Origin of the sequence: Lysobacter sp. 2RAF19 (assembly GCF_052115395.1) — a bacterium.
Lineage (GTDB): Bacteria > Pseudomonadota > Gammaproteobacteria > Xanthomonadales > Xanthomonadaceae > Noviluteimonas.
In genome coordinates this window covers 151,007-167,568 of the sequence record NZ_JBFRGO010000001.1, presented here as the reverse complement: position 1 = coordinate 167,568, position 16,562 = coordinate 151,007, and the positions used below count along the sequence as shown (strand labels likewise).

The window sequence follows — 16,562 nt, the reverse complement described above, 5'->3', positions numbered from 1 at the left end:
CGCGAGGGGCTCAAGCCTGCTGCGCGAGGTAGGCGAGCAGCCGCCCTTCGTCCCACACCTCGACGCCGAGCTCCTGCGCCTTGGCCAGCTTGCTGCCGGCCGCCTCGCCTGCGACGACGAAACTGGTCTTCTTCGAGACGCTGCCGGACACCTTCGCGCCCAGGGCTTCGAGCTTTGCGCCGGCTTCGTCGCGCGACATCGAAGACAGACCGCCGGTCAGCACCACCGTCTGCCCCGCGAGCGGGCCGTCGGCCGCGCGTTGCGGCGCGCCTTCCGGCCAGTGCACGCCGTTGGCGCGCAAGGCAGCGATGACCTCGCGGTTGTGCGATTCGGCGAAGAAGTGCGCGATCCGCGCGGCGACCACGGGGCCGATGTCGGGGACCTGGCGCAGGGTTTCTTCGTCGGCCGCGAGGATCGGATCGAGCGCACCGAAATGCCGTGCCAGCGTGCGCGCCGTGCTTTCGCCGACATCGCGCACGCCGAGGGCGTAGAGCACGCGTTCGAGTGTCGTCGTGCGGCTGGCATCGATCGCGGCCACCAGATTCTCGGCCCACTTGGTCGCGACCTTGCCCGACTTCACGGTCTCGGGCACCGCATCGGCGAGTTCGTCCGCGCGTTGCTTCATCGCGACGAAATCTTCGACCGTCAGCTTGTACAGGTCGGCCACGCTGCGCACCATGTCGAACTCGACCAGCGCGGTGATGAAGCGTTCGCCCAGACCGTCGATGTCCATCGCGCGGCGGGAGGCGAAGTGGAACAGCGCCTGCACGCGTTGCGCCGGGCAGAACAGCCCGCCGGTGCAGCGCGCGACGACTTCGTTTTCTTCGCGTTCGATCGCCGAGCCGCACACCGGACACTGCGTGGGCAACTGATACGCGGGGAATTTCGGCTTGCCCTTCGCATCGACCGGGCGTTTTTCCTCGACCACGCGCACGACTTCGGGAATCACGTCGCCCGCGCGACGCACGATCACCGTGTCGCCGACGCGCACGTCCAACCGTGCGATCTGGTCGGCGTTGTGCAACGTGGCGCGCGTGACCGTCACGCCGCCGACCTGCACCGGGGTCATCAGCACCCACGGCGTGACTGCGCCGGTCCGGCCGACGTTGACCTCGATCGACTCGACGACGGTCGGCATTTCCTGCGCCGGATACTTGTGCGCGATGGCCCAGCGCGGCGCGCGCGAAACGAAGCCCATCGCGCGCTGCTGGTCGTAGCGGTCGAGCTTGTAGACCACGCCGTCGATGTCGTATGGCAGCGCGTTGCGCTTGTCGCCGATGCGCCGGTAATACGCGAGCAGCCCGTCGGCGCCGGTGGCGACGTCGACTTCCGCGCTCACCGGCAGGCCGAGTTCGCGCAGCCATTGCAGGGTGCGCGAATGCGTCGCGGGGAGCGTGGCGCCTTCCACTTCGCCCAGCGCATACGCATAGAACGCGAGCGGGCGTTGCGCCGTCATGCGCGGATCGAGCTGGCGCAGCGAACCGGCCGCGCCGTTGCGTGGATTGGCGAGCGTCTTCTCGCCGTGTTCCCGCGCCCACGCGTTGTACTTTTCGAACGCGGCTTTCGGCATGTACACCTCGCCGCGCACTTCCAGCACCTTCGGTGCCTTGCCGCGCAAGCGCAGGGGCACGCTGCGCACGGTGCGCAAGTTGGCGGTGACGTCTTCGCCTGTCGCGCCATCGCCGCGCGTCGCGCCGCGCACGAACACGCCGTCTTCGTAGCGCAGGCTGATCGCCAGGCCGTCGAGTTTGGGCTCGACCGAGAAATCGGGCGTCGCGTCGCCGGTTTCCTTCGCGATGCGCGCGACGAACTCGGCGACCTCGGCGTCTTCGAACGCGTTGGCCAGCGATAGCATCGGCACCGCGTGCCTGACCTCGGCGAACTTGCCCGAGGGCGCGGTGCCCACGCGCATGGTCGGCGAATTGGGGTCGGCGAGTTCGGGGTGTTCGCGTTCTAGCGCTTCGAGCTCGCGCAGGAAGGTGTCGTACTCGGCGTCGGCGAGCCTGGGATCGTCTAGGACGTAGTAGCGGTAATTGGCGTCGTCTAGCAGGCGGCGCAGTTCGACGACGCGCGCCGCGGTCGCAGCGGCCTTCCCCATTACCAGCGCGCCGGCTTCGTCAGCGGCGGCGCTTCGTGTTGGCGGTCGTAGCCGCGCAGTTCATCGCGGATATGCGCGATGCGCTGGCGGCCCAGGGCATTGCGCGATTCGTCGAGCACCACGCCATCGAGCAACTCGGCCATGCGCTGCGCGGTCGGCAACATCTTTTCCCACGCATCCAGCGCGGTCATCGGCGCGGGCAGCGTGAGGAAGAAGGCGATCGCGGGAGTTTCGAGTTCCTGGATCGTGGCCATCTCGAAACTGCCGGGCTTCATGATGTTGGCGACGGAGAACACCGGGCCGCGCTCGGGGTGGCCTTCGACCAGGCGGTGGAAGATCTGCATGTGGCCATAGGTCAGGCCCGCCTTTTCGGCCGCGACGACGATGTCGCTGCCGCGCAGTTTCGCGCCTTCGCGTGCGGCGACATACAGCGTGACGATCTTTTCGAACGAGGCGTCGCCGCGCTTGCCCAGGTCGCTGTTCTCGTTGCGGGCGCCCAGCTCGAGTTCGGACTGCGACTGCTCGCCGGTGGCGAACTCGTCGGAAATCTGTTCGCCCAGCGTGGGTTCGATGCGGTCGGCATCGCCACGATTGGCGGCGTCGGCGAACCCGCCACCGACACGACGCCCCTGCCCCGGCTTGCGCGGGCGGCCGAAGATGTAGATCGCGGCGATCAACAGCACGCCTGCGATCGCGATGCCTATGCGCAGTACCGTCGAATCCATCGCGTGCTCCCTGTGATGAGACTGCGTGAGGTCAGGCGGCGCCGGCCAGGCGCGCGGCCTCGGCGAGGTCGACGGACACCAGGCGGCTGACGCCCGGCTCGCGCATCGTGACGCCGGACAACTGCTGCGCGGCTTCCATCGTCGCCTTGTTGTGCGTGACGAACAGGAACTGTACCGCTTCGCTCATCTCGCTGACCATCGCCGTGAAACGGCCGACGTTGGCTTCGTCGAGCGGCGCGTCCACCTCGTCGAGCAGGCAGAACGGCGCGGGATTGAGGCGGAAGATCGCGAACACCAATGCGACCGCGGTCATCGCCTTTTCACCGCCCGACAGCAGCGAGATGTTCGACACGCGCTTGCCCGGCGGGCGCGCCATGATCGCAACGCCGGTGTCGAGCAGATCTTCGCCCGTGAGTTCCAGGTACGCATGGCCGCCGCCGAACAGGCGCGGATACAGCTCCTGCACGCCCGAGTTCACGCGGTCGAAGGTGTCCTTGAAACGGCCGCGGGTTTCGCGGTCGATCTTGCGGATCGCTTCTTCCAGCGTTTCCAGCGCGGTGGTCAGGTCGGTGTCCTGCGCATCGAGGTATTCCTTGCGCTGCGCGGCTTCGGCGTGTTCCTGGATCGCGGCCAGGTTCACCGGCTCCAGGCGGCGCAGCTTGGCGTCGAAATCGGTGACCGTCTTTTCCCACGCATTGACGTCGGCATCCGGCGCCAGGGTGTCGATCACTTCCTGCAACACGAAGCCGGCTTCGACGACCGCGGCCGACAACTGATCGGCCTTGATGACGAGCGCCTGCTGGTCGAGCTTGCGCTGGCCGATCTTTTCGCGCTGGGCGATGGCCTGTTCGTCGCGCTGGTGGCGCGTCTGTTCGTTGCCGCGCAGTTCGGCGTCGATGCCTTCGAGCGTCGAGCGCGCTTCGCCCAGCGCCTTTTCGGCGCGCACGCGTTCTTCCAGCGCGTTCTGGCGTTCGCTTTCCAGCGCGGTCACCGGGGCATCGCCGTCGGTGAGCTGCGAGGCGAGTTCGCCCAGGCGCGAGTCGAGCTGCCCGCGCTGGCTGCCCATGCGTTCGAGCGACTGCGCGAGCGCGACGATCTGCGCGCGCTGCGATTCCACCGTCAGCGCGAGCGCGTGCGCGGTGTCGCGCGATTCGCGCGCGGAAACGCGGGCGTTGTCGCGGGCTTCGGCGAAGCGGCGGCGTTCGGCGTCGAGCGCCTGGCGCGTCTGTTCGAGTTCGGCCATGCGGCCGACGGCGTCTTCCTGCCTCGAACGCGCTTCGCGGGCCTGGTCGCGGTTGGCGTCGAGCGTGGCGATCAACTGCGACAGCTCGGTGTCGATGCGTTCGATGCGGTTGCGCGCCGAATCCAGCTTGCCCTGCTGGCTCTGCAACTGGCCGGCGAGTTCCGACACGCCGCGATGCGCCAGGTACAGCGCCCGCTGCGCGTCTTCGCGCTGCTGTTCGGCGGACAGGGCCTGGTCGCGCAGGCGCGTCAGCGTTTCGTTGAGGACCGCTTCGCGCTTCTGGAGATCTTCGATCTCCGCGCGCAGCGACTGGATTTCCTTCTCGCGCAGCAGCGCGCCCTGCTTGGCCGCACCGGAGCGCACCACGCGCACCCAGCCGGCGCCGAGGCGTTCGCCCGCGCGCGTGATCACCGATTCGCCATCGCCCAGCTGCGGCACGAGGGCGCGCGCTTCGGCCAGCGTTTCGGCGCCGTGCAGTTTGGAGAGCAGGCGACGGATCGCGGCCGGGCCCTTCACCTTCGCGGCAAGCGAGGTCGGGGCGACCGGGAAATCGGCGCCCGCCGGGTCAACGAGCGTCAGGCGGCCTTCGCCGAGATCACCGAGCGCTTCGACGAGGGCTTCGGGCGCTTCGACCAACACGCCTTCGATCAACTGGCCGAGCGCGCCTTCGACGGCGTTTTCCCAGCCCGATTCGACCTGGAGTTTTTCGCCGACGCGCGCGGCGCTGTCCAGGCCACGCGCCTTGAGCCACGCGGTCGCGGCGCCCTGTTCCTGGCCGAGTGCGGCGTGTTGCAGGGCTTCGAGCGACGAGAGGCGACCGCGCGAGGCCTGCGCGTTCTTGCGCACGTCCGCGATTTCGCTCTGCGCGCTGCGCTGCTGGTCCTGCATGGCGGTGACGGCCGCCTTGCGTTCTTCGACCTGCGCGGTGAGGCCTTCGAGCGATGCCTTCTGCGTGTCGTGTTGCTGCTGCGTACCGGCGAAGACTTCGGACAGGGACGACAGATCGAGGCTGGCGCGTTCGGCGTTGAGCTGCTCGCGACGGCGGTCGGCGTCGAGCGTCTGGCGATCCAGGTGCTCGATGCGCGTGCGTTCGACATCGCCCGCGCGCGCGGCTTCGGATTGCGCCTTGGTGTGCGCGTCCCAGCGTTGTTGCCAGTCGGCGAGCGCGGTTTCGGCATCGCGAAGGGCGTCCTGGCGCGCGGCGTCGTCGGCGCGCAGGCGTTCGAGTTCGGGTTCGGCCTGCGCGATCGCCTCGCGCAGGCTGTCCAGCCGCGCTTGGTCGCCGCTGATGTGCGAGCCCAGTTCGCTGAGCTGGCTCTGCGCTTCATCGCGCGCGCGTTGCAGGCGCTGCGCCATTTCGCGCTGGTGCGCGATCTGCTGTTCGATGCGCGCCAGCGTGCCGCCGACCTGGTAGACGTTGGCCTGCGCCTTGTTCAGCGCATTGCTCGCTTCTTCGCGGCGCACGCGATCGGTTTCGATCTTGCTTTCGGCCGCGCGCTGCTCGGCGATGAGCTGCTGCAGGCGGGTTTCTTCGTTGCCGAGCTTTTCCTTCAGCGCCTGCACGCGCGCGTCCAGGCCGCGATATTCCAGCGCCTTCCACTCGGCGTCCTTGATGCGGCGCTCGGCCTGGATCGACTGGTACTGCTCGGCCTGGCGCGCCTGGCGGCGCAGGTGTTCGAGCTGCTTGCCGACTTCTTCGCGCAGGTCGTTGAGGCGGTCGAGGTTTTCGCGCGTATGGCGGATGCGGGTTTCGGTTTCCTTGCGGCGCTCCTTGTACTTGGAGATGCCCGCGGCCTCTTCCAGGTACACGCGCAGTTCTTCCGGGCGCGCCTCGATGATCTGGCTGATCATCCCCTGCTCGATGATCGAGTAGCTGCGCGGGCCCAGGCCCGTGCCGAGGAACAGATCGGTGATGTCGCGGCGGCGGCACTTGGTGCCGTTGAGCGCGTAGGTGCTCTGCCCGTCGCGGCTCACCGTGCGCTTGACCGAGATCTCGTTGAACGCGGCGTATTCGCCGGTGATCGTGTGGTCGCTGTTGTCGAAGATCAGCTCTACCGTCGCCTGCGAGACCGGCTTGCGCGCGGTGCTGCCGGAGAAGATGACGTCGGTGAGCGAATCGCCGCGCAAACGGCTGGCCGAGCTTTCGCCCATGACCCAACGCACGGCGTCGATGATGTTGGACTTGCCGCAGCCGTTCGGCCCCACCACGCCGGTCATGTTGGTCGGCAGGTGCAGCGTGGTCGGATCGACGAAGGATTTGAAACCGGAGAGCTTGATCGTGGACAGGCGCATGCGGCGGTCGTTCGGCCCCTGCAGCACGCAGCCTTGCAGGCCCGTGCCGCCGTATGTGAGAGATTCGCTTCGAAACGTCACCTAAGCCATTGATCCGGCAGGCGGCGCACGACGGCGTCATCGTGATTACGCGCGAGTATAGCGAGGCCTTGGAAGCCGTGGGCGCCTGCGCCGTGCGAATCGCTCAGCCCGTTGGGGCAAGGCGCTGCCCGGTGGCCGCATCGAAGGCGTGCCAGCGGCGGGGGGCGATCGCCAGCGACAGCGCCTGGCCCGGGGGCGGCAACGTACGCGGGGCCATGCGCGAGACCAGCGACTGCGTGCCCACGCGCGCATTGACGAGGGTTTCGTTGCCCAGGGCTTCGATCATTTCGATCGTCGCGTCGAAGGCGCCTGCCTCGCCGTTGGCCGGCAGGAGGCTTTCGGGGCGCACGCCGATGGCGATCTCGCGCTGGAGCCAGGCTTCGGGGACGTCGGCCCCCTCGCCCATCGGAATGCGCAGGCCATCGCCGATCTCCAGTGCGAGGCCATCGCTGCGGACCAGCCGCCCGCGCAACACATTCATCGCCGGGCTGCCGAGGAAGGTCGCGACGAACAGGTTCGCCGGCCGCTCGTACAAGGCCATCGGCGTGTCGATCTGCTGCACGTGGCCGTCCTTCAACACGACGATGCGCTGGCCGAGGGTCATCGCTTCGACCTGATCGTGCGTGACATAGATCATCGTCGCGCCTACCTGGCGGTGCAGCCGCGCGATTTCCACGCGCATGCCGGCGCGCAGCTTGGCATCGAGGTTGGAGAGCGGCTCGTCGAGCAGGAAAACCTGCGGATGCCGCACGAGCGCGCGGCCGAGCGCGACGCGCTGCCGCTGCCCGCCCGAAAGCGCGGCGGGCTTGCGGTCGAGCAATGTGCCGAGTTCGAGCACGCGGGCGGCTTCATCGACGCGCGCGGCGATGTCCGCCTTCGACGCACCGCGAAGCTTGAGCCCGAAGCCGAGGTTCTCGGCGACGCTCATGTGCGGATACAGCGCGTAGCTCTGGAAGACCATCGCGATGTCGCGGTCCTTCGGCGCGACGTCGTTCACCACGCGCTCGCCGATGCGCAGCGTGCCCGAGGAGATGTCCTCCAGGCCCGCGATCATCCGCAGCAGCGTGGATTTGCCGCAGCCCGAGGGCCCGACGAGGACCAGCAGCTCGCCATCGGCCACATCGAAGGTGGCGCCCTCGACGGCGACGAAGCCGATGCCGCCCTTGGTGGGTGCGTAGACCTTGCGGACCTGCTCGAGGCTGACCTGGGCCATCGGTTCCCGATTCGGCGAAGGGAAAGTGCAATGCGCGGCGTGTTGGCGGTATCCTGCCATGTAACCGTTTACACGAACAAACAATGGCCGCCAACCCGAACGCCCGCCGCTTCCCCGAAGGTTTCCTCTGGGGCGCCGCCACCGCCGCGCACCAGATCGAAGGCTCCCCCCTGGCCGACGGCGCAGGCCCGAGCATCTGGACGCGCTTCGCCCACACGCCCGGCATGACCGTGAACGGCGATACCGGCGATGTGGCCTGCGACCACTACAACCGCATGAAGGACGACGTCGCGCTGATGGCCTCGCTGGGCCTGAAGGCGTATCGCTTCAGCGTCTCGTGGTCGCGCATCCTCCCCGACGGTACGGGTCGCGTGAATCAGAAGGGCGTGGACTTCTACTCGCGCCTGGTCGACGAGCTGTTGTCCAAGGGCATCGAACCCCTGCTCACGCTTTATCACTGGGATCTGCCTGCGGCGCTCGACGACCGCGGCGGCTGGCTCAACCGCGACATCGCCGACTGGTTCGCCGAATACGGCAGCGTGCTGTATCGCGCGCTCGATGGCCGCGTGAAGAAGTGGGTGACGCTCAACGAGCCGTGGGTCGTCACCGACGGCGGTTATCTCCATGGCGCGCTCGCCCCGGGCCATCGCAGCAAGTACGAAACCCCGATCGCCACGCACAACCTGATGCGCGCGCACGGCGCGGCGGTGAAGGCGTACCGCGAAATCGGCAAGCACGAGATCGGCCTGGTGGTGAACATCGAGCCGAAGTACCCGAACACGCAGTCGCCCGAAGACCTCGCGGCGACCAAGCGCGCGCACGCGTACATGAACGAGCAGTACCTCGACGCCGCGCTGCTGGGCAAGTATCCGCCGGAGCTGAAGAACGAAATCTTCGGCGACGCGTGGCCCGAATGGGCCGACGAGGATTACGCGCTGATCAAGCAGAAGCTCGACTTCATCGGCATCAACTACTACACGCGCAGCGTCACGCAGGCCACCGACAGCTATCCGCTGAAGGCCGGCGCCGTGCGCCAACCGCTGGGCACGTACACCGAAACCGGTTGGGAAGTCTTCCCGCAGGGCCTGACCGATCTGCTGGTGTGGGCGAAGGACCGCTACGGCAACCTGCCGACCTACATCACCGAGAACGGTGCGGCGTTCTTCGATCCGCCGGTCGCCGAAGAAGGCCGCGTGCGCGATCCGCTGCGCATGGGCTATCTGAAGAAGCACCTGACGGCGATCCGCGACGCGATCGACCAGGGCTGCGACATCCGCGGTTACATGGTGTGGTCGCTGCTCGACAACCTCGAGTGGTCGCTGGGCTTCTCCAAGCGCTTCGGCATCGTGCACGTGAACTACGGCACGCAGGAACGCACGCCGAAGGACAGTGCGCGTTGGTATTCGCAGGCCATCGCGACGCACGGCGCGTCGATCGACGATCCGCTGCCTTACTGAATCGGAATCTCGACTGTCGCAGGAACCCGCGTCACGCGGGTTTCCTTGCCGTTCCACGGTAGAACCAGCCCGCCCTTCGGCAACTGGATGCCGCCGGCGACATCCAGCACGAGCTTGTCGCCGACCTCGCGCAACGAATACGACAGCGCCCCACCCGGCGTTCGCAATCCTTCGATCGCGATGCCCTCGCCTTTCAACCACTCGGCGGGGATGCCCGCGGCGATGACGATGGCCTCGTCCTGCGGCCGCTCGTAGGCGAACAGATCCAGCGCCGAGCGCACGTAATCGCTCGCGACCCAGGCGTGCGGCAGGTCGCCGAGGAAGAAGGGTTTGCGCGGCGTATGCGAGACGACTTCCGCCCATTGATTCCACGCGCGCGGTTGCTGGTCGGCGAAGAAGAAGTCGAGCGCCGACTGCGCACGATCGCGCCAACCCAGGCGAACGAAGGTGCCGACGGTACGCAACTCGTAGGGTGTGTAGTCCTTCCACGCACGCTCGCCCTTGCGGCGCTGTTCGAATTCGCGCCAATAGCGCTCGAACGTCGTTTCCAACGCACCCGGCGGAAGGACCGCGTCGGCCGCGCCCGGTGCGAGCGCGATCGTCGTCGACGTCGCATCGAAGTCGCCCAGTTCCGCCGAGCCCGGGATGAAGTCGATCTTCTGTTGCGCCATCGCGGTGCGCAGCGAGGCCTGGAGATCGTCGGAGAATTGATCGCGCGATGCCGCGAAACGTTGCGCGTCCGCGTCCTTCCCGAGCCACTGCGCGATCTGCACCGCATCCTTGTACCCGCGCAACGCCCAGAAATCGTCCCAGTACGAATGCATTGGCTTGGCCGAATAGCCTTCGTGGCTGATCGACGCGGGCATCAGGCCGTAGAACGCGGCATTCTTCGCGCGATTGGCTTCGGTGCGTTCACTCGCGCGCAGTGCGTCCATGTATTTCACGGCGCCAGCGACGTGCGGCCACATCTGTTCCAACAGCTTGCGGTCGCGCGTATGGCGATAAACCTCGGCGACCAGATAGATCAACTCGCCGTGGCTGTCGTTCTCCGGCACCGGATCGGCGCCGCGATCGTCGACGCAACACGGCACCTTGCCGCTGTCGAACTGATACGGCGCGTACCAGCGCAGGAAGTCCTTCGCGATGTCCTCGCGACCCAAGCGCAACAGGCCTTCGCCGATCATCGCGCCGTCGCGGATCCACGCCCGCGCATACGAACGCGTCCCCGGTTGCAGGCGCGGGCCCACGCGGCTGATGGCCATGTGCGCGAGCGCGGTGCGGATCGTGTTGGCGATGTGCTCGCCCTGCTTGGGCAGTTTGAATTTCACGCGATCCAGTTTGTCGTGCCACTCCTTAGCGGCCTGCGCCTGCAGGCGCGCGGCTTCCGCGTTGGTGATGGGCGTGGATTCCACGTGACCGATGGGCGAACTCAGCGCGAGTTCGAACGACTCACCCGGGGCCAGGGTGCGCATGTACGGCAGATCGACGAACACCATGCCATCGGGATCGTGCGCTTCGACGTTGCGCGCCGGATGCCTTCCCGACCAGTTTCGCGACGCGAACGGATAGGTGTTGGTGAGCATCGGCTCGCTCGCGTCCGACAGCGCCACGCGCGGCCAGCCGTTGACGTAGACCAGTTTCGGTTCGAGGCGCACGTCGCGCACGGCACTGAAGCCGCCACTGGTGTTGAGGAACTGCGTCGGCGGATTGACCTGCCAGGGCCGCAATTCCAGCGTGAGGCTGAAGGCGCCGGGCTTTGAACTCGCGTTCGTGAGTCGATAGCGCACGATCAGGCGCGCGTCGTTCGGCTTGCCGACCGCGAAGGCCGTGACCTCGAGCCGCGCATCCTCGCGCACGAAATGCACGGACGGAATCGGCAGATAGCCGTCCTGCAGTGACTGCGTCGCCGGCGTCGTCGCCCAATCGATGCGTCCGGCCGGACCGCTGCCGACCGGCCTGACACTGAAGCTGCCGGGCGTGAACTCCACCGCGCCGTCTTCGCCCAGCAACCCTTGTTGCGTGCCGCCATCGATGCCGACGATGGTCCAGTACGATTGCTCGCCGACGAAGCCGCGCGGGAAATCGCCCTTCGGCATGTGCGCGGCGATGGCCTTCAGGAAATCGTTCTTCGTGACGGCGAACGCGAGCGGTTGCACCTGGACCGATTCGAGTCCGGCGAGGCGCGGCCCGAAGAACTGGACGGACTTGACGTCGATCCGCAGGTAGCGCGCTTCTTCCTCGGGCAAGGCGATGAAGTCTTCGCCGCCGTCGTTGGATTGGACTTCGTAGACCTGCCGCCACGCCCGCCCATCATTGGACAAGGACAGCGTGTACCAATCCCCGGCGGCGTCCGTCTTCCATCGCAGGATCGCCCCGCCGATCTCGCGCGACTTCCCGAGGTCGTAGGTGAACACATTGTCCTTGCGCGTCAACGTGCCGGTGAGCGGCGAGTTATCCGGCGGCGCCAAGGCCTCGAACGTCAACGCATCGAAACACGCACTGCCCTTCCCGCCCTCGCCGCTCGCCAGGGTGAACTCGAGTTTTGCGCTGTGCCTGAGGTTTTTGTCTTCCGACGGGCCCCATGCCTTCGAGATGTGGCGCTTCTTGAAACGCATCGGCGTCCATGCGGACGGCAACTCGAACTTGGGCTTCGTCGCCCACCAGACGTTGTCGCCGCTGGCATCGACGAGCTTGAACTGGAAGTCGTTCCTCGGGCCCGTGCCGCGCAGCTTGAACGCGAATGCGTAGTTGTCGGGATAGTCGATCGCCACCTCGCGCTGCAGGCCGACGTAGCCGGAGACCCCGTGGAAGTCGTAGTCCAGGCACAGGCCGCCATCGGCGTTGCGCAATATGCCGGTCACCTGGTCGGACTGGATGACCTTCCAAGCTTTCGACGATTCGAAGTCGTCGAGCACACGCGCCTGCACGCCGAAGGCCACCAGGCACAACAGGCCCGCGATCCACTTCGTCATCCCTTCACGCTCCCGACCAGCAGGCCCTGTAGGTAGTACCGCTGCAGGGCCAGGAACAACACCAGTACCGGGATCACGGTGACCACCGCGCCGGCCATCATCAATTCGTTGTCCTGCACGTGTTCGCGCGAGAGATTCGCCAGCGCGACCGGCAGGGTCTGCATCGTCTGGTCGCTCAACACGATCAACGGCCACATGAAGTCGTTCCATGCGCCGAGGAAGGCGAAGATCGCCAGCGTCACGAGGATCGGGCGCAAGGCCGGCAAGACGATCTGGAAAAAGATGCGCGCCTCGCCGGCGCCGTCGATGCGCGCGGCTTCCAGCAATTCGTCCGGCAGTGAGCGCGCGTACTGGCGCACCAGGAAGATGCCGAACACGCTCGCCAGGCCCGTCACCATCGCGCCGAAGTAGGTGTTCACCAGGCCCATCTGCTTGAGCAGCAGGAACAGCGGCATCATCGCCACCTGTGCGGGAATCACCAATGCGGCAAGCAACGCACGGAAGGTGCGTTCGCGACCCTTGAACCGGAGCTTTGCGAACGCGTATCCGGCGAGTGTGTTGAGCAGCACGGAAATCAACATCACGCCGGCGGAAATGAGGAAGCTGTTCAACAGGTAGCGGCCCATGCCGGCGCGCACGAACAATTCGCGATAATTGTGGAGCGTCGGCTCCGACGGCCACCACGGCGGCGGGAAGTGACTCGCCTCGCCCGGCCGCATGAACGACACCAGCAGCATCCACACCAGCGGCGCGAGCGCGGCCGCGGCGAACACGACCAGCGCACCGTTGACTGCCATGGAAGCCCACAATCGTTGGCGTGCGACGCCGCTCACTCGGCCCCCTTCCTGCGCGCGAACCACAACAGCCCGCTGGTCACCGTCGTCATCAGCACGAACAACAGGAAGGCCACGGCCGATGCGTTGCCGAGGTTCCACCACTTGAAGCCTTCCTCGTACATCAGGTACAGCACGCTCACGGTGCTCTGCAGCGGCCCGCCCTGCGTGATCACGTAGGGCTCGGCGAACAACTGGAAGTAGCCGGCCATCGTCAGGATCGACACGAGCAGCAACACCGGACCGAGCATCGGCAAGGTCACGTGCAACAGTTGTCGCCACCAGGTCGCGCCGTCGATGCGCGCGGCTTCATAAAGATCTTCGGGGATCGCCTGCAGCCCGGCCAGGAAGATGATCATGTTGTAGCCGAAGTTCTTCCACACCGCGAACAGGATGATGGTCGGCATCGACCAATGCGGATCGCCGAGCCAATCGATCGCGTCGATGCCCGCGAGACCAAGCGCCCAGTTCACCATGCCGTAGCGCGTATGGAAGAAATACCGCCAGATCACCGCCACCGCGACCACCGTGGTCACCACCGGTGCGAACAGCGAGGTGCGGAACAAGGGCTTGAAACGCGCGAGTTTGGAGTGCAGCAGCAAGGCCGCCGCCAGCGAGGCGACGATCGACAGCGGCACGCCGACCAGCACGAAATACAGCGTGTTGCCCAACGCCTTCCAGAACAGCGGATTGGTGAGCAGCCCGAGGTAGTTGTCGAGCCCGACGAAGCGCAGGTTGCGCAGGTCCGACAGCGCGTAGATGTCGAAGTCGGTGACCGACAGCGCGAAGGCCGCCAGCACCGGCAGGATGAAGAACAGGAGGATCACCGACAGCGCCGGCGCCGTGAATGCCCAACCCGCGAGCGAGGCCTTCATTGCGCACCGCCGGGCAAGGTGTGGTGGTCGAGCATCCAGCGGCGTTTTTCGAGGATGCGGTCGGCGCGGCGGTCCATTTCGGCGGCGGCTTCGTCGACGCTCAATTTGTCGTTGGCGACCAGTTCACCCACGAAGCGCATCTCCTGCGCGATGCGCTCCCACTCCGGCACCTTCGGCGCGGACACCGCGCGCTCGAGTTGGTCGCGGAAGGCCTGGATGTAAGGATCGTTCGCCAACGCGGGCGCCGACCACGGCGCGCGGCGCGGCGGCGGGTTGCCGGTGATCGCGTGCAATCGGATCTGTTGTTCCGGTTCGGCCAACCACGCGATCAATTGCCAGGCCGCCTCTTTGTGCCTGGACTTCTTGAACAACACGAAGCTCGTGCCGCCGGCCACAGACGCACCCGGTCCGTTCGGCCCGGGCAATGGCATCGTGCCCCAGGTGCCCGCGACATCCGCGGGCAAGCGCTTGCGGAATTCGGCGATGTTCCAGGGCCCGTTGACGTAGTAGCTGAAATAGCCGCGCCCCAGTTCCTGCCATACATTCGAAATGCGCGTGTTGTCCACGCGGGGTGCGAGGCCTTCGTCGAAGGTGTCCTTGTAGAACTGCAGCGTGCGCTTGAACCCCGCGCTGCGGAAGTTCCCGTAACGCCCGCCATCGCGCAGCAGCGGATCGGGCTGTTGCACCGCGAGGTTGAGCAACGGTTCGTATTCGTTGAGCGGCAGCAGGATCGCATAGCGGTCCGGCCCGACATGCTTTTTCACCGCGCGCATCGCCGCGCGCCATTCGGGCCAACTGCGCGGCACCGCCTTCACGCCGGCGGCGGCGGCGATGTCCTTGCGATAGAACGGCAGCCGCGTTTCCACGTACCACGGAATCGCCAAGGTCTTTCCGTCGATGACGCCGGTATCCCACGCGCCCGGGAAATAATCGGAGACCACGATGCCCGGCGTGCGTGCGATCCACGGATCCAGCGGTTCGATCGCACCGAGCGTGGCGAATTCGGAAATCCAGGTGTTGCCGAGCGGCGAGACGTCGGGCAGCGAGTCGCCGGCGAAGGCCGTGAGCAACTTCTCGTGCGCGGCGGTGACCGGCAACTGTTGCAACTGCACCTTGATGCCCGGGTACGTGCGTTCGAAGTCGGGCAGCATCTGGGCGACCATGTCGCCCTCGTACCCCATCACCCAGAAGCGGATGGTCGTGGTCTTTGTGTCTTCATGCTCGCGCGAACATCCCGCAAGCATCGCCACGCACGCGACACAGGCCCACAGCCACGTGCGCGGCCTGCGTGTCATTTCGCCTCGTCGAGCCACCCGCCGGTGAAGCCCGCGCGTTCCAGGCCCTTCCGGATATAGGCGTTGCGACGCATCACCGACCAGACGAAATCGCTGCGATGGTTTTCGATCATCAGCACGATGGGCCCCTGGTCGATGCCCAGATAGTCCTTGTCGACCCAACCCACGCCCTCGACGAGCTGCCCGTGGTGCAGCTTCGCGTCCTTGAAGGTGAAGCTCGGGTTGAACGCGTCGAGGAAGCCGTATTGTTGATAGATGGCCTTGCCGTAGCGATCGTGCATCGCCTGGATCGCGGCAATCGACGCCTCGGGCGTGAACGCGATCGACGCCGCCGCGGCGGTCGGCACGATGGTGCCGTCGTCGACGGTGTACTGCGTGCCGACACCGCGCGCAGTGTAGGTCTGGAATTTGCGTGGTTTTCCGTTGAAGGCGATCGTCGCATCGGTCGGGCCGTCGGATGCGGTCCAACCCCAGACGTTTTCGTCGTAGCCCGTCCAGCCCTGCGGATTCTGTTTGCCGTAAGCCTGCTGCGACAAGGCCGCGCGGCGGCTGTTCTCGAAGTAATCGATGCCGCGCCGCTTCATGTAATCGTCGGTGATGCCGCGGAAATCGACCCACACGTGCGAATACTGGTGGCCGAACATCGGTGGGAAGGTCAGGTGTTCCTGCCCACCGTTGAACGAGCCCCACGAGCGATCGTAAGTCGAGGTCCACGCGTCATACGCATCGCGCCCGACCGGATGCGTCGGCGAGGCGAGCGCGAGGATGTAGACCAGCAGCGCTTCGTTGTAACCATTCCAGTCGTAGGCGATGAAGCCGTCTTCGGGCTTCCATCCCATCGAGATCAGCGACTTGCGCACTTGCGCGAACGGCCACTCCACCGCGCGATACAGGGCATCGGCGGTGGCGCGGATTTCGGCTTCGCGCGGATCGTCGTGATCGTAATAGGTCTGCGCGAACAGCACGCCGCCCATCAGCAACGTCGTGTCGACCGTCGAGAGTTCGTTGGTCTGGAAGCGATGCCCCGACTGCATGTCGAGGAAGTGGTAGTAGAAGCCCTTGTAGCCGGACGTGCCCGTCGCCTCCGGCCCCTGCTTCGCGTTCTTGAGGAAGCGCAGCGTGGCCAGGGTGCGTTCGATGGCCTGGTCGCGCGTGATCCAACCGCGTTCGACACCGACACCGTACGTGGTGAGTCCGAAGCCCACCGCCGCGATCGAAGAGAACGACGGCGTGGGCCAACGATCGGGCACCAACCCGTTCTTCGGGTTGGTGGTTTCCCAGAAATAATCGAACGTGCGCTTTTCGAGATCGTCGACCAGCGGCGGTACCGCACGCTCCACGTGCGCATGCGGCACGGCCGCCTGCGGCTTCGCGGTATGCGTGGGCTCGGGTTTCGCGGCGTCGCGCTGGCACGAAGCCAGCGCGACGGTTGCGAGCGCGGTGAGGACGAATTTCGAAAGCGTGTGCTGCATTACTTC

10 protein-coding genes are annotated in these 16,562 nt (G+C 66.4%); 1 reads left to right on the top strand and 9 read right to left on the bottom strand.

Annotation, left to right across the window (positions count from 1 at the left end):
* Positions 1 to 10 precede the first annotated feature (10 nt).
* From ligA to AB4059_RS00900, 4 genes are all read right to left on the bottom strand, one after another.
* The gene (ligA, locus tag AB4059_RS00915; protein ID WP_498975745.1) at positions 11 to 2,098 is read right to left on the bottom strand and encodes an NAD-dependent DNA ligase LigA; all 2,088 of its coding nucleotides are present in this window, start codon (positions 2,096 to 2,098) and stop codon (positions 11 to 13) included.
* Positions 2,098 to 2,823, bottom strand: coding sequence for a cell division protein ZipA (gene zipA, locus AB4059_RS00910; RefSeq protein WP_498975743.1), 726 nt, complete (start codon positions 2,821 to 2,823; stop codon positions 2,098 to 2,100). The genes ligA and zipA overlap by 1 nt, the downstream gene beginning before the upstream one ends.
* A 31-nt stretch (positions 2,824 to 2,854) precedes the next feature.
* Positions 2,855 to 6,358: a chromosome segregation protein SMC gene (smc, locus tag AB4059_RS00905; RefSeq protein WP_498977788.1), complete on the bottom strand. Its 3,504-nt coding sequence runs from the start codon at positions 6,356 to 6,358 to the stop codon at positions 2,855 to 2,857.
* Positions 6,359 to 6,542: 184 nt separating this feature from the next.
* Positions 6,543 to 7,652, bottom strand: a complete 1,110-nt coding sequence (locus AB4059_RS00900; protein ID WP_498975741.1) for an ABC transporter ATP-binding protein — start codon at positions 7,650 to 7,652, stop codon at positions 6,543 to 6,545.
* Between the two features lie 83 nt (positions 7,653 to 7,735).
* On the opposite strand from AB4059_RS00900, the gene AB4059_RS00895 reads away from it, so the two are divergent.
* The gene (locus AB4059_RS00895; protein ID WP_498975739.1) at positions 7,736 to 9,109 is read left to right on the top strand and encodes a GH1 family beta-glucosidase; all 1,374 of its coding nucleotides are present in this window, start codon (positions 7,736 to 7,738) and stop codon (positions 9,107 to 9,109) included.
* Here AB4059_RS00895 and AB4059_RS00890 read toward each other — a convergent pair.
* The 5 genes from AB4059_RS00890 to AB4059_RS00870 are packed head-to-tail and all read right to left on the bottom strand — an operon-like array spanning position 9,103 to position 16,556.
* On the bottom strand, positions 9,103 to 12,081 hold the full coding sequence (locus AB4059_RS00890) for a galactose-binding domain-containing protein (protein WP_498975737.1): 2,979 nt from the start codon (positions 12,079 to 12,081) through the stop codon (positions 9,103 to 9,105). The genes AB4059_RS00895 and AB4059_RS00890 overlap by 7 nt on opposite strands.
* Positions 12,078 to 12,914, bottom strand: coding sequence for a carbohydrate ABC transporter permease (locus AB4059_RS00885; protein WP_498975735.1), 837 nt, complete (start codon positions 12,912 to 12,914; stop codon positions 12,078 to 12,080). Before AB4059_RS00885 ends, AB4059_RS00890 begins: the two co-directional genes overlap by 4 nt.
* Positions 12,911 to 13,789: a carbohydrate ABC transporter permease gene (locus AB4059_RS00880; RefSeq protein WP_498975733.1), complete on the bottom strand. Its 879-nt coding sequence runs from the start codon at positions 13,787 to 13,789 to the stop codon at positions 12,911 to 12,913. The genes AB4059_RS00885 and AB4059_RS00880 overlap by 4 nt, the downstream gene beginning before the upstream one ends.
* Complete coding sequence (locus AB4059_RS00875) at positions 13,786 to 15,084, bottom strand: sugar ABC transporter substrate-binding protein (protein ID WP_498975731.1); 1,299 nt, start codon at positions 15,082 to 15,084, stop codon at positions 13,786 to 13,788. Before AB4059_RS00875 ends, AB4059_RS00880 begins: the two co-directional genes overlap by 4 nt.
* Entirely contained in the window at positions 15,081 to 16,556 is a 1,476-nt protein-coding gene (locus AB4059_RS00870) for a glucoamylase family protein (protein ID WP_498975729.1), read from the bottom strand. The genes AB4059_RS00875 and AB4059_RS00870 overlap by 4 nt, the downstream gene beginning before the upstream one ends.
* Positions 16,557 to 16,562 lie beyond the last annotated feature (6 nt).

Coding starts and splice junctions, on each gene's coding strand:
- ligA (WP_498975745.1), bottom strand. CDS start 2,098: ATGGGGAAGGCCGCTGCGACCGCGGCGCGCGTCGTCGAACTGCGCCGC.
- zipA (WP_498975743.1), bottom strand. CDS start 2,823: ATGGATTCGACGGTACTGCGCATAGGCATCGCGATCGCAGGCGTGCTG.
- smc (WP_498977788.1), bottom strand. CDS start 6,358: ATGCGCCTGTCCACGATCAAGCTCTCCGGTTTCAAATCCTTCGTCGAT.
- AB4059_RS00900 (WP_498975741.1), bottom strand. CDS start 7,652: ATGGCCCAGGTCAGCCTCGAGCAGGTCCGCAAGGTCTACGCACCCACC.
- AB4059_RS00895 (WP_498975739.1), top strand. CDS start 7,736: ATGGCCGCCAACCCGAACGCCCGCCGCTTCCCCGAAGGTTTCCTCTGG.
- AB4059_RS00890 (WP_498975737.1), bottom strand. CDS start 12,081: ATGACGAAGTGGATCGCGGGCCTGTTGTGCCTGGTGGCCTTCGGCGTG.
- AB4059_RS00880 (WP_498975733.1), bottom strand. CDS start 13,789: ATGAAGGCCTCGCTCGCGGGTTGGGCATTCACGGCGCCGGCGCTGTCG.
- AB4059_RS00875 (WP_498975731.1), bottom strand. CDS start 15,084: ATGACACGCAGGCCGCGCACGTGGCTGTGGGCCTGTGTCGCGTGCGTG.
- AB4059_RS00870 (WP_498975729.1), bottom strand. CDS start 16,556: ATGCAGCACACGCTTTCGAAATTCGTCCTCACCGCGCTCGCAACCGTC.